We start from the raw sequence: 13023 nt of genomic DNA, 5'->3' as shown, positions 1-13023 counted from the left end.
CGACAGGTGCAAAGTCGAGTCGACCGCGCTCAGTGTGAGTCGGACAGGCTCAGGTTGAGCAAGGAACATCTCGAAAGCATTTGGAGGAAATCATGGCTCGTGCGGTCGGTATCGACCTCGGGACCACCAACTCGGTCGTCTCCGTTCTGGAGGGCGGCGAACCGGTCGTGGTCGCCAACGCTGAAGGTTCACGCACCACCCCGTCGGTTGTTGCGTTTGCCAAGAACGGCGAAGTTCTGGTGGGCCAGCCCGCCAAGAACCAGGCGGTCACCAACGTCGACCGCACGATCCGCTCGGTCAAGCGCCACATCGGCACCGACTGGACCGTCGCGATCGACGACAAGAAGTACACCTCGCAGGAGATCAGCGCTCGCACGCTGATGAAGCTCAAGCGCGACGCCGAGGCGTACCTGGGTGAGGACATCACCGACGCGGTCATCACCGTGCCCGCGTACTTCAACGACTCGCAGCGTCAGGCGACGAAGGAAGCCGGCACCATCGCAGGCCTCAACGTCCTGCGCATCGTCAACGAGCCCACCGCGGCCGCGCTCGCATACGGTCTCGACAAGGGCGAGAAGGAACAGACCATCCTCGTCTTCGACCTCGGCGGCGGCACGTTCGACGTGTCCCTCCTGGAGATCGGCGACGGCGTCGTCGAGGTGCGCGCCACCTCCGGCGACAACCACCTCGGTGGCGACGACTGGGACGAACGCGTTGTGACGTGGCTCGTCGACAAGTTCAAGTCGCAGCACGGCGTCGACCTGACCAAGGACAAGATGGCCCTGCAGCGTCTGCGTGAGGCTGCGGAGAAGGCGAAGATCGAGCTGTCGAGCTCGCAGTCGACGTCCATCAACCTGCCGTACATCACGGTCGACGCAGACAAGAACCCGCTCTTCCTCGACGAGCAGCTGACCCGCTCGGAGTTCCAGAAGATCACCAACGATCTCCTCGAGCGCACCCGCGCGCCGTTCCAGCAGGTCGTCAAGGATGCAGGTATCGCTGTCGGCGACATCGACCACGTCGTGCTCGTCGGTGGTTCCACCCGTATGCCCGCAGTCACCGACCTGGTGCGCGAGCTCACCGGTGGCCGCGAGCCCAACAAGGGTGTCAACCCCGACGAGGTCGTGGCCGTGGGCGCTGCCCTGCAGGCCGGCGTCCTCAAGGGTGAGGTCAAGGACGTCCTGCTGCTCGACGTCACCCCGCTGTCGCTGGGTATCGAGACCAAGGGCGGCGTGATGACCAAGCTCATCGAACGCAACACCACGATCCCGACCAAGCGGTCGGAGACCTTCACCACGGCCGACGACAATCAGCCGTCCGTGCAGATCCAGGTCTTCCAGGGTGAGCGCGAGATCGCAGCGCACAACAAGCTGCTCGGCTCGTTCGAGCTCGGCGGTATCGCGCCGGCTCCGCGCGGTGTGCCGCAGATCGAGGTGACCTTCGACATCGACGCCAACGGCATCGTGCACGTCACCGCCCGCGACAAGGGCACCGGCAAGGAGAACACGATCAAGATCCAGGACGGCTCCGGCCTGTCCCAGGAGGAGATCGACCGGATGGTCAAGGACGCCGAGGCTCACGCCGAGGAAGACAAGACCCGTCGCGAGGAGGCCGAGGTTCGCAACCAGGCCGAGTCGCTCGTGCACCAGACCGAGAAGTTCATCAAGGACAACGAGGAGAAGGTGCCTGCCGACGTCAAGGAGAAGGTCGAGGCTGCCATCAAGGAAGCCAACGACGCGCTCGCCGGTTCCGACATCGCCGCGGTGAAGGCTGCCGTCGAAAAGCTCGCGACCGAGTCGCAGGCTCTCGGCCAGGCCATCTACGAGGCGCAGGGCGCAGAAGGCGCAGCCGGTGACGGTGCAGCCGCCGGAGCCGACGATGTCGTCGACGCCGAGGTCGTCGACGAGCCCAACGACACGGAGAAGAAGTGACGTCGAGTACCCCCGAGCAGGAACCGGTCACCGTCACCGACAAGCGGCGGATCGACCCCGAGACCTTCGAGGTTCGTGATTCCGAGCCTCTCGAAGGCGATGTGGTCGAGTCGGCTCCCGGCTCGGAGGGCGACACAGAAGCGTCCACCGAGGCGCCGGTGGAGACTCCGGCGTCGGACGAACTCGCCGAGCGCACTGCGGATCTGCAGCGTGTCACGGCCGAGTACGCCAACTACCGGCGTCGGTCCGACGCACAGCGCACGGCAGCGGTGGAGGAAGCCAAGGCCTCGGTCGCGGCGAAGTTCCTCGACGTGCTCGACGATCTCGACCGTGCGCGAGCACACGGAGATCTCGAGTCGGGCCCGCTCAAGGCCATGTCCGACAAGTTGACCACGGTGTTCGACTCGCTCGGGCTGGCCGGATTCGGAGTCGAGGGCGACGCCTTCGACCCTGAACTCCACGAAGCCGTTCAGATGGAGGGCGACGGAAACCATCCCGTTCTCGGGACAGTCCTGCGCAAGGGGTACCGCTACAACGAGCGGATCCTGCGACACGCGATGGTGACCGTGACCGATGGAGATCCGCCGGACACACCGCAGGACAAGTCGTCGGACGAGTCCGGCGCAGAGTAAGAACAACAACAGCGGAAGGAGGAGGCGCCCAGTGAGCCAACGGGAGTGGATCGAGAAGGACTTCTACAAGGATCTGGGCGTTTCCTCGTCCGCATCGGCCGACGAGATCAAGAAGGCCTACCGCAAGCTGGCACGGGACCTACATCCCGACGCCAACCCCGGCGACTCCGCCGCCGAGGAGCGTTTCAAGGCGGTCAGCGAAGCCAATGCCGTGCTGTCCGACCCTGCCAAACGCAAGGAATACGACGAAACCCGTCGCCTGTACGCCTCGGGAGGCTTCCCCGGTGGCGGCGGCTTCCAGCCAGGCGGCGGTGGATTCTCCGGGAGCAGCACCTTCGACCTCGGCGACCTGTTCGGGGGAGGTGCGGCAGGCGACGGTGGGCTCGGCGATCTCTTCGGAGGCATGTTCAATCGCGGCGGAGGCGCAGGCGGGGCAACCCGATCGCGTCCGCGCCGCGGAAGCGATGTCGAGACCGAGACCACCCTCGACTTCCGTGACGCCGTGCTCGGCGTCACCGTTCCGCTGCGCATGACCAGCCCCGCGCCGTGCACCACGTGTCACGGTAGCGGCGCCGAACCGGGCACGAGCCCGCGTGTCTGCCCGCGCTGCAACGGAAGTGGCATCGTCTCGCGCAACCAGGGCGCATTCGGTTTCTCGGAGCCGTGCGACGACTGCCGCGGCAGCGGCTCGATCATCGACAATCCGTGCCACGACTGCCACGGATCCGGCGTGCAGAACCGCACACGGACGATCACCGTCCGCGTTCCCGCGGGCGTGAAGGACGGATCCAAGATCCGTCTCGCCGGGCAGGGCGAGGCCGGACTGCGCGGCGCGCCGTCGGGAGACCTGTTCGTCACCGTGCATGTGCGCTCCGACAAGGTGTTCGGTCGCGAAGGCGACGACCTGACCCTCGTGCTGCCGGTCAGCTACGGCGAACTCGTGTTGGGCGGCACCGTATCGGTACCGACGCTGGAAGGTCGTGTCGGGCTGAAGATTCCGCCGGGCACCGCTGACGGTCGGGTCATGCGTGTCCGTGGCCGTGGTGTCGCGAAGCGCGGCGGCGGCTCGGGCGATCTGCTGGTGACCCTCAAAGTGGCCATCCCGCAGAACCTCGACGACAAGGCGACCGAGGCGCTGCGCACATATCTTCAGGCCGAAGAGGCCGGTGGATTCGATCCGCGTGAAGGATGGGCAGGTGCACGATGAGCGAGACACCAGGTTTCCGTAACCCGCCCGACCCGGATGCACGTGTCTATGTCATCTCGGTCGCGGCCGAACTCGCAGGGATGCATGCGCAGACCCTGCGAAACTACGACCGGCTCGGATTGGTGACCCCACACCGCACCAGCGGTGGCGGTCGCCGGTATTCGCCGCGCGACGTCGAACTGCTTCGTGAAGTGCAGCGACTCTCGCAGGACGAGGGTGTCAGCCTCGCAGGCATCAAGCGGATCATCGAGCTGACCAACCAGGTCGAAGCCCTGCAGCAACGGGTATCGGAGATGTCGGTGGAGATCGCCCGCTTGCGTTCCGCCCGGCGCGATCTTGTTCCCATCCCGCGCAGCAATGCACTGGTGGTGTGGAAGCCGCGCGGACAGCGCGACTCCTGACCGTATCCGCTGCCACGTCAGCCTCCCGATCAGCGGAATCCCACGACCGGAAAGCCCTCCACACGGGCACACTGTGGCGTGTTCCACAGGACCGATCAGCGGAAGGCATCAAGCATGGTGGATTGGGCGGAAGAAACCGACGTACTCGTCGTCGGATCGGGAGCCGGAGGGTGCTGCGGCGCCTACACGGCAGCGCGTGAAGGTCTGTCGGTCACCCTCGTCGAAGCATCCGAGTACTTCGGCGGAACCACCGCTTACTCCGGGGGCGGAGGCGTCTGGTTCCCCACCAACGCCGTCCTGAAGCGCGTCGGCGACGACGACACCATCGACGACGCGCTCACCTACTACCATGCCGTCGTCGGCGACCGCACCCCCCGTGAGCTGCAGGATGCCTACGTGCGCGGCGGCGCGCCGCTGATCGACTACCTCGAGTCGGACGACGAAATCGAGTTCATGGCGTACCCGTGGCCCGACTACTTCGGCAAAGCTCCCAAGGCCCGCGCCGAGGGACGCCACATCGCCCCCAAGCCGCGACCGATCGCGGACGATCCGGAACTCAACGAGTCCATCCGCGGTCCGCTGGGACGTGAACGCAACGGGGACGCGCTGCCGGACGTACTGATCGGCGGACGCGCTCTCATCGGCCGATTCCTCATTGCGCTGCGCAAATACCCGAACGTGTCCTTGTACCGCAACACCCCGCTCGAAGAGCTCGTCGTCGAAGACGGCGTCGTGGTGGGTGCGATCGTCTCGAACGGTGACTCGCGCCGCGCGATCCGCGCCCGCAAGGGCGTCGTTCTCGCGGCCGGCGGCTTCGATCAGAACGACGAGATGCGGGCGAAGTACGGGGTTCCGGGGGCCGCGCAGGATTCGATGGGGCCCTGGTCGAACCTCGGCAAGGCGCACCAGGCCGGTATTGCTGCGGGCGCCGACGTCGACCTGATGGGCGAGGCGTGGTGGTCACCGGGCCTGACACATCCGGACGGCCGATCCGCGTTCGCGTTGTGCTTCACGGGCGGCATCTTCGTCGATCAGGACGGAAAGCGGTTCACGAACGAGTACGCGCCCTACGACCGGCTCGGCCGTGAGGTCATCGCCCGCATGGAAGCCGGTGAGATGACCCTTCCGTTCTGGATGATCTACGACGACCGTGCCGGTGCGGTGCCGCCGATCGCCGCGACGAACGTTCCGTTCTCGGACACCGAGGAGTACGTCGAGAAGGGCCTGTGGAAGTCCGCCGACACGCTCGCCGGGCTCGCCGAGCAGATCGGCGTTCCCGCCGAGGCGCTGGAGGCGACCGTCACACGGTTCAACGAGCTCACCGCAAAGGGCGTCGACGAGGACTTCGGTCGCGGTGACGAGGCGTACGACCTCGCGTTCACCGGTGGCGGTTCGGCGCTGGTGCCGATCGAGAAGGGGCCCTTCCATGCCGCGCAGTTCGGGATCTCCGATCTGGGCACCAAGGGCGGTCTGAAGACCGACACGGTCGGCCGTGTCCTCGACACTGCGGGCAACCCGATCACAGGGCTGTACGCGGCAGGAAACACGATGGCGGCGCCCAGCGGCACCGTCTACCCCGGCGGTGGCAACCCGATCGGCGCGAGCGCGCTGTTCGCGCATCTGGCCGTGAAGGATGCTGCGACCCGCTGACGGGCGCGGACCGAGCATCAAGCGGCCGAACGTCACTCACCTCACAGGGGGAGTGACGTTCGGCCGGTGTCGTTTCAGGGCCGGGCGACCGTGTATGCCACCTTCATGAATGGGAAGCCCGTGCCGACGTGCGACGAGATGGAATAGCCGTGCTGGTTGCCGCCATCGATCCGCGTTCCGTCGGCGTTCGCAGGGCCGGTGCCGTAGTTGCTCGACATCAAGGTCACGTGCCCGTCGCCCGGCATCGTGTAGGTCACCTGGATTCCGAGCCCGCGCCGGTCCGTAGCGACAGCACTGATCGTCTCGGTCGCATGTGCTGCAATCACCGTGGCGGGTTTGTCGACCCACCGCCCGTACTCGTTGCTGTCGCCGGAGTAGATCATCGGCGCGTCACTGGTGTTCGTGACGGTCATGACGATGGTGGGACCGTCGTCGGGAAGTCCATCGGCACCCGCGGTCGCGGGCGCGGTGAGGGTCGCGGTGGCGAAAACGGCTGCGGCAAGGACGCGGGTGCGAAGTTTCATTGTGCTCCTGCGGTTGTCGGGGTGCCTGCGGCCGGCGACCGGCCGGCCGACAAAGTGTACCCGCGAGTACGTTTCGCGGGGAGATTCCTTTCCCGTTTCCCGTGCCCGGCCCCGACGGCCGAATGTCACCCTCGGCTACTCGAGGTGCATGAAGGTGACGTTCGGTCAATCGTCAGGCAGGAACCAGTCCGCTGACCTGTGCAACCAGTTCGAGCGACCGCAGCCACGCTTCGCGACCCGGCGCCGTCGACACGACGATCAACTCGTCCGCCTGCGCGCGCTCGGTGAACGCGTCCAGATACGTGCGCACCTCGTCGGGGGTGCCGACGGCGGTGTACCGAAGCATCGTGAGCACCTGCATCCCGGCGGGGGAGTCGAGGAGCATGTCGATCTCTTCCTCGGTGAAGGTGCGGCCGCGCCCGACCATCTGCACGACGCGCTGACGCTTGGCCTTCTCGAACATGTCGACGGCCTCGGCGGTGCTGTCGGCTGCGATCACACCGACACCGGCGATGACGTGCGGCTCCGGGTGCTGTTCGGACGGCTGGTACTCGCTGCGGTACAGCTGCACCGCCTCTTCGAGGGCCTGCGGCGCGAAGTGCGACGCGAACGCATACGGCAACCCGAGGAGCGCCGCGAGCTTCGCGCCGAACAGGGACGATCCGAGAATGTAGAGCGGCACGTCGGTGCCCTTACCTGGGATCGCGTCGACGCCGGGGATGCGGGAATCACCACGTAGATACGCTTGAAGTTCGAGCACGTCCTGCGGGAAGCTGTCCGCCGACGACGGGTCGCGGCGCAGCGCGCGCATAGTCTTCTGGTCGCTGCCGGGTGCGCGACCGAGACCGAGGTCGATACGACCCGGGTGCAGTGTTTCGAGGGTGCCGAACTGTTCGGCGATGGTGAGCGGCGAATGGTTGGGGAGCATGATGCCGCCCGCGCCGAGCCGGATCGTCGAGGTGTGCGCGGCGACGTGCGCGATCAGCACACTGGTCGCCGACGACGCGATCGTCGGCATGTTGTGGTGCTCCGCGTACCAGATCCGGCGGTAGCCCCACTTCTCCGCGAGCTGGGCCATCCTCACGCTGGCCTCGAAACTGTCGCGTGCAGTTTCGCCCTTGCCGATGTGTGCCAGATCGAGAATGGAGAGGGGAACGGTCACCGAGAGATCCTTCGCGTCGGGGCCCGGCACCGGCCGCCGGGCACACCTTCGGTGCAACCCGTTCCCGACGACCGCTATTCCGCCTCGTGTGTCACATGTGCTCGAATGTGCCGTAATTGCCGCGGTAGAACAGCAGCGGGCTGTTCGGATCCAGGGTGGTCAATCCGGTGACGCGGGCGACGACGATGGTGTGGTCGCCTGCGTCGTGTTCAGATTCGACGACGGCCTCCACGCGAGCGAGGGCACCGTCGATGGCGGGCGCACCGTTGTCACCCGGAGACCAGCGGACACCGCGGAACTTGTTTCCGCCGCTCGTCGCGAACGCCCCGCACAGCGTGCGCTGGCTCTCGGCGAGCACGTTGATGGCGAGTGTGCCGACCTCACGGATCCGGGGCCAGGTCGTCGAGGTGCGAGCCGGGCAGAACGACACCAGCGGTGGTTCCAGCGACACCGACGTGAAGGACTGGCACGCGAAGCCCAGCGGCTCGTCACCGTCGAGGGCAGTGATCACGGTGACTCCCGTGCAGAAATTTCCCATCACATCGCGCATCGTGCGTGGATCCAGCACTGCATGTTCCGCGGTCATACTCAGCTCCGTTCCGAGATCGTCGTTCCTCCAGTGTCCGGTACTCGATCGACAAGCGTGGATGGGGCTCCCGATCAGTGGTCGGACACGGCGTGAAATACCGGCCTCTCGCTCAACGGGAAACTGTATCCGCGCGGAGATCCGGCCGCCGTAGCGTCGCGCACATGTCAACAACCGAGAGCATTCCGTCTGCGGACACTGTCCGCGCCACCATCACCGGATACATGGCCGCACTCGAGTCCGGTACGTCGGCGACGATCGCCGCACTGTACGCCGACGACGCGACCCTCGAGGATCCGGTCGGCTCCGAGCCGAAGGTCGGACGTGAGGCGATCACGAAGTTCTACAGCGCACTCGACGGCACGTCGCAGAAGACCGAACTGCTCGCTGTGAAGATCAGCGGGTCGAGCGCCGCCTTCCACTTCCGGGTCACCACCCCGATGGGCGAGGCCACCTACGAGGTCGAGCCGATCGACGTCATGACCTTCGACGAGCAGGGCCGCATCACCTCGATGCGCGCGTTCTGGTCGGCCGACGACATGCGTCAACTCTGATGCCCGGCACAGAACTGACACTCACCGCGGCCGAGCAGGCGATGGCCATCGAGGAGATCAAGCGGGTGTTCGCCGCTCGGCTCCGGGTGATGGACAACAAACAGTGGGAGCTCTACCCGACGCTGCACACCGAGGACGTCGTCAGTGAGACGTTCCGCCTCGAAGGCGGCGACCACAGTCACCTGCCGCCCGCAGAGCGTCCCGGCGCGGTCGTGGGCCGCGAGCCGCTCAAGAACATGATCCAGCAATTCCTCGACGGCGGGGTCACCGTCACCTCGGCCCACCACGGCCACAACCCCGAGATCACGCTCACCTCCGACACCACCGCGACCGGCATCTGGGCGATGGAGGACGTGCTGTGGTGGACCAACGGCGACGTGGAGGAGCACCTGCACGGTTGGGGTCACTACCACGAGGAATACCGCCGGGTCGACGGGAGGTGGTTGATCAGCTATCGGAACCTCACGCGGCTCCGGGTCGATCACACGCCGTCGTTCTACTCGTATCGAGGAAAATAACCGCCCACTGTCGTCGGAAACGAATCGGGGCAGGGCAGTGTATCGGGGCAGGGCAGTGTACTGCCCTGCCCGCGCGGACGGACGAGTTCGAGTATCCGCAAGTGGGTGATCGCTCGCGGGTGTCAGCCGATGGTGGTGGTCGTTGTGATCCGCTTGCTCAGCTTGACGCCGCTGGCATCGAGCACCGCGAGGACGAAGGGCTCCGGATCGATGCATGCTTCGGGTGACATGACGCCCTTGCGGGTGATGCGACCCTCGAGTACCTCGCGAACAGCAGTTGCGGCGGCGTGCGGCGTCGGATCGGACCCGGTGTCGATGATCTGGATCTCGAACACGGCGCGAGCGGGCTCGCCACCGATCTCGCCCTCGGCGATGATCTGCATCGCGGTTCCAGGCAGGCCGGCCGCCCGGACGGCGAGACCCTGCTCCGCTTCAGGGGTAGTCATAAAGCGGGCAAGGTACTGGCGCGGCGACATCGGCAGGCCTTCGAGCTTGTTCGGGTTGGTCAGGCCGAGCCTCTCGAAGAGCTGCCACATCTCGTTGCCTTCCTGCTCGAACCAGGTGAAGCGCACGGTCGCGTTGCGCAGGCCCGGCACGTAGGTTCCGAGCGTGATGCCCTCGGGGTGGCCCATGTAGCCGGCGTTGGCGGTGACGTTGAACGGTGTCTCGAACGAGAACGGCTTCGGCTCGCCCCATGCAGGAACACGCTTCATGGCGCCATCGATGTACTGCACGACGTCGCCGGACATCGAGTGGAGCATGTGCTCGTTGATGGTCATCCCCATGTCGACCATGTAGGGGATCGCCATCGCGACGTCCACGCTGTGCGCCGAGTCGAGTGACTCGACGGCCCAACGACCGATGAGGCTGGTGATACCGGGCGCATAGCCCATACCGAAGATGACACTCACCCCTGCAGCCTTGGCTTCCTCGTCGAGGTCGGTGGCAGCGACGAGCTGTTCGGCGACATCGAATTCGTCACAGACGTCGATGTAGTCGACACCGCACGCGACGGCGGCGCGGATGATCGGCATGCCGAAGCGGTAGAACGGGCCGACCGCGTTGAACACGACGTCGGCGCCGGTGATGACCTCTCGGATACTGGCAGGATCCGCTGCGTCGAACTGCTCGGCCTTGGCGCCGAGCTCATCGGCGACTGCGCTGGCCTTGTCGAGGTCGAGGTCGGCGATGACGAGTTCGTCGTAGCTGCCGGACGGCGCGAGAATTCGCGCGACGGAGCTGGCGATGGAACCGGCGCTGAGGATGACGAGTTTCATGGAAGCGATGTACCTCGATCTGTCTGAGTGGAGGGGCGCTCGTCCCGGAATCGGCTGCGGGACATGCGATCTGCACTCATCTCCGAGTTCGTCGCGGAGCTCGGAGGCGGCAGGTGGCAGCCATGCGTATGGCATCGATCACGTTGCCGCGAATGCACTCTACATATCGCTGGGGTGCGGTGTCATCACCACGAACAGGATTGTTCGAACCTGGAATCGACGCGCATCCAGTCGGTGCGGACCGCAACATCGACGTATGAATCCGCCGGGGTTTCGGTCGGCTCGGTGCGAAGTCGCGGTCGGAGCGCACCGCTGTGATCCGGGTGCCGCCATCGACGCGAGGGATGCGGCCCGTGAGGTGTCCCGGTGGCCGGGATCATCCGCTCCGATGGTGAAGCGGCTGGCCTAGCGTCTCCCAACACATTGTGACAATCAGGTACAAGGAGAATTCTCGATGGCGAAACGCGCCGTACCGCCCCTGACTCCCGCCCGAGACACCACCGTCGACCTGCTCGTGATCGGCGCGGGCACGGGCATGGCTGCGGCCCTGGCGGCGAACGAGCGCGGCCTGTCGTCGCTCATCGTCGAGAAGACCGAGTACGTGGGTGGCTCCACGGCCCGATCGGGTGGTGCGTTCTGGATGCCTGCCAACCCGGTCCTGAAGCAAGCACGCACCGGCGACACGGAAGAGCGCGGCCGCACCTATGTGCGCGCAGTGGTCGACGGCACCGCGCCGGTCGAGCGCGGCGACGCATTCGTCGACAACGGCGCCGAGACCGTCTCGATGCTGCAGCGCACCACGCCGATGAAGTTCTTCTGGGCCGAGGGCTACTCGGACTACCATCCGGAGCGTCCCGGTGGTGCTGCGGTCGGCCGCACCTGCGAGTGCAAGCCTTTCGATCTTTCCCAGCTGGGTGCGGAACGGGGCCGGTTGCGTCCCGGTCTGATGGACGCGGGCCTGCCGATGCCCACCACGGGTGCCGACTACAAGTGGATGAACCTGATGGCGAGGATGCCCGTCAAGGGTTTCTCGCGGATCTTCCGTCGCCTCGCGCAGGGTGTCGCTGGACTCGCCCTCAAGCGCGAATACGTCGCGGGTGGTCAGGCGATCGCGGCCGGTCTTTTCGCGGGTGTGCTGAACGCGAAGATCCCGGTGTGGACCGAGACCTCGCTGGTGCGGCTCGTCAAGGACGGCGATCGGGTGACCGGTGCGGTTCTCGAGCAGAACGGCCGTGAGGTGACGGTGACCGCACGCCGTGGTGTCGTCCTCGCGGCAGGCGGCTTCGATCACGACATGGAGTGGCGTCACAAGTTCCAGTCGGAGTCGCTCGTCGCGGGCGAGAGCCTCGGCGCCGAAGGCAACACCGGCGACGCCATCAAGGTCGCGCAGGAGATCGGCGCCGATGTCGACCTCATGGACCAGGCGTGGTGGTTCCCCGCCGTCGCCCCGGCCAAGCAGGGCAGGCCGCCGCTGGTGATGCTCGCGGAGCGTTCGCTTCCGGGGTCGTTCATCGTCGATCAGACCGGTCGCCGCTTCACCAACGAGTCGTCGGACTACATGTCTTTCGGGCAGCTGGTTCTCGAGCGAGAGCGCGCGGGGGATCCGATCGAGTCGATGTGGATCGTGTTCGACCAGAAGTACCGCAACAGCTACGTGTTCGCGGCGGGGCTGATGCCGCGCCAGCCGATTCCGGGCTCGTGGTTCAAGGCCGGTATCGCGCACAGCGGTGCGTCGGCGGCCGAGCTTGCAGGATCGATGGGCGTACCCGTCGACGCGTTCACCGAGCAGTTCCGCCGGTTCAACGAAGACGCTGCGGCAGGCACGGACTCGGAGTTCTCCCGTGGCGGGAGCGCTTACGATCGCTACTACGGTGATCCGACGATCGAGCCCAACCCGAACCTGCGACCGCTCGATCAGGGCCCGTACTTCGCCGTGAAGATGACGCTCAGCGACCTCGGCACCTGCGGCGGTCTGCGCGCAGACGAGCATGGCCGCGTGCTGCGTGAGGACGGCGCCGCAATCGACGGCCTGTACGCGATCGGCAACACCGCCGCCAACGCGTTCGGAAACCGTTACCCGGGTGCAGGTGCCACGATCGGCCAAGGACTCGTGTACGGCTACATCGCAGCACACGACGCCGCCGACGCGAAGGTCGCTCGCTGAGGTGATGGGCATGGACCGGGTCGCCATCGCGGACAGTCTGTTCGCGTTGGCGACCTGTCTCGATGACAAGGACTGGGTGACGCTCGCCGCATCGCTCACCGACGACACACAGTCGTACGGTGTTGTCGGTGTTGCGGAAACTGTTGCACGCGTCCGGAATTGCCTCGACGCGTGCGGTGCCACCCAGCACTTGATCGGCAACGTCCGGATCGAGCAGGCGGGAAGCGACGTCGCGGTACGCAGTAGTTTCCGGGCGTTCCACACCGGGATCGGCGACCTCACCGGCACCACCTACGAATGCATGGGCGACTACGACGACCGGTGGCGTCGCACTGCTGATGGGTGGCGGCTTGCGGCGCGTACCGTCCGAATCCGCGGCGAACTCGGCGATCGTAGCGTGATCGGCCTGTAGCCGAT

The 13023-nt window shown here is 66.1% G+C and carries 13 protein-coding genes; 9 read left to right on the top strand and 4 right to left on the bottom strand.

Annotated features, from left to right (window positions below):
- Positions 1–92 precede the first annotated feature (92 nt).
- The 5 genes from dnaK to ACSYG9_RS04195 all read left to right on the top strand — a co-directional run bounded on the left by dnaK (position 93) and on the right by ACSYG9_RS04195 (position 5821).
- Positions 93–1931 (top strand): molecular chaperone DnaK, encoded by a 1839-nt coding sequence (dnaK, locus tag ACSYG9_RS04215; protein WP_440125956.1) that lies wholly within the window; start codon positions 93–95, stop codon positions 1929–1931.
- Positions 1928–2563 (top strand): nucleotide exchange factor GrpE, encoded by a 636-nt coding sequence (gene grpE / locus ACSYG9_RS04210; RefSeq protein WP_454841275.1) that lies wholly within the window; start codon positions 1928–1930, stop codon positions 2561–2563. The genes dnaK and grpE overlap by 4 nt, the downstream gene beginning before the upstream one ends.
- A 31-nt stretch (positions 2564–2594) precedes the next feature.
- Complete coding sequence (gene dnaJ / locus ACSYG9_RS04205) at positions 2595–3770, top strand: molecular chaperone DnaJ (RefSeq protein ID WP_440125954.1); 1176 nt, start codon at positions 2595–2597, stop codon at positions 3768–3770.
- Positions 3767–4171 carry a heat shock protein transcriptional repressor HspR gene (locus ACSYG9_RS04200; protein WP_440125953.1) on the top strand — a complete coding sequence of 135 codons (405 nt, stop codon included), beginning with the start codon at positions 3767–3769 and terminating at the stop codon, positions 4169–4171. The genes dnaJ and ACSYG9_RS04200 overlap by 4 nt, the downstream gene beginning before the upstream one ends.
- A gap of 114 nt (positions 4172–4285) precedes the next feature.
- A complete protein-coding gene (locus ACSYG9_RS04195) occupies positions 4286–5821 on the top strand; it encodes an FAD-binding protein (protein WP_454841274.1) in 1536 nt (511 codons plus the stop codon).
- A 74-nt stretch (positions 5822–5895) separates the two neighbouring features.
- On the opposite strand, the gene ACSYG9_RS04190 is transcribed toward ACSYG9_RS04195, so the two are convergent.
- The 3 genes from ACSYG9_RS04190 to ACSYG9_RS04180 form a co-directional block, all read right to left on the bottom strand.
- On the bottom strand, positions 5896–6345 hold the full coding sequence (locus tag ACSYG9_RS04190; RefSeq protein ID WP_454841273.1) for a hypothetical protein: 450 nt from the start codon (positions 6343–6345) through the stop codon (positions 5896–5898).
- 172 nt (positions 6346–6517) lie between these two features.
- Positions 6518–7507: an MsnO8 family LLM class oxidoreductase gene (locus ACSYG9_RS04185; RefSeq protein ID WP_440125950.1), complete on the bottom strand. Its 990-nt coding sequence runs from the start codon at positions 7505–7507 to the stop codon at positions 6518–6520.
- Positions 7508–7598: 91 nt separating this feature from the next.
- Positions 7599–8093, bottom strand: a complete 495-nt coding sequence (locus ACSYG9_RS04180; protein WP_440125949.1) for a flavin reductase — start codon at positions 8091–8093, stop codon at positions 7599–7601.
- 164 nt (positions 8094–8257) lie between these two features.
- Here ACSYG9_RS04180 and ACSYG9_RS04175 point away from each other — a divergent pair, with 164 nt between their 5' ends.
- Entirely contained in the window at positions 8258–8647 is a 390-nt protein-coding gene (locus ACSYG9_RS04175) for a nuclear transport factor 2 family protein (RefSeq protein WP_440125948.1), read from the top strand.
- Positions 8647–9165 (top strand): nuclear transport factor 2 family protein, encoded by a 519-nt coding sequence (locus ACSYG9_RS04170; RefSeq protein ID WP_454841271.1) that lies wholly within the window; start codon positions 8647–8649, stop codon positions 9163–9165. Before ACSYG9_RS04175 ends, ACSYG9_RS04170 begins: the two co-directional genes overlap by 1 nt.
- A gap of 122 nt (positions 9166–9287) precedes the next feature.
- Here ACSYG9_RS04170 and ACSYG9_RS04165 read toward each other — a convergent pair whose 3' ends face one another.
- Positions 9288–10442: a saccharopine dehydrogenase family protein gene (locus ACSYG9_RS04165; RefSeq protein WP_454841269.1), complete on the bottom strand. Its 1155-nt coding sequence runs from the start codon at positions 10440–10442 to the stop codon at positions 9288–9290.
- 454 nt (positions 10443–10896) lie between these two features.
- On the opposite strand from ACSYG9_RS04165, the gene ACSYG9_RS04160 reads away from it, so the two are divergent.
- Complete coding sequence (locus ACSYG9_RS04160; protein ID WP_440125945.1) at positions 10897–12606, top strand: 3-ketosteroid-delta-1-dehydrogenase; 1710 nt, start codon at positions 10897–10899, stop codon at positions 12604–12606.
- A 10-nt stretch (positions 12607–12616) separates the two neighbouring features.
- A complete protein-coding gene (locus ACSYG9_RS04155; protein ID WP_440125944.1) occupies positions 12617–13018 on the top strand; it encodes a nuclear transport factor 2 family protein in 402 nt (133 codons plus the stop codon).
- The last annotated feature ends 5 nt before the right edge of the window (positions 13019–13023 follow it).

The sequence above is a fragment of the Rhodococcus sp. SJ-2 genome (genome assembly GCF_053750035.1).
This window is presented reverse-complemented; position numbering and strand designations above follow the sequence as displayed.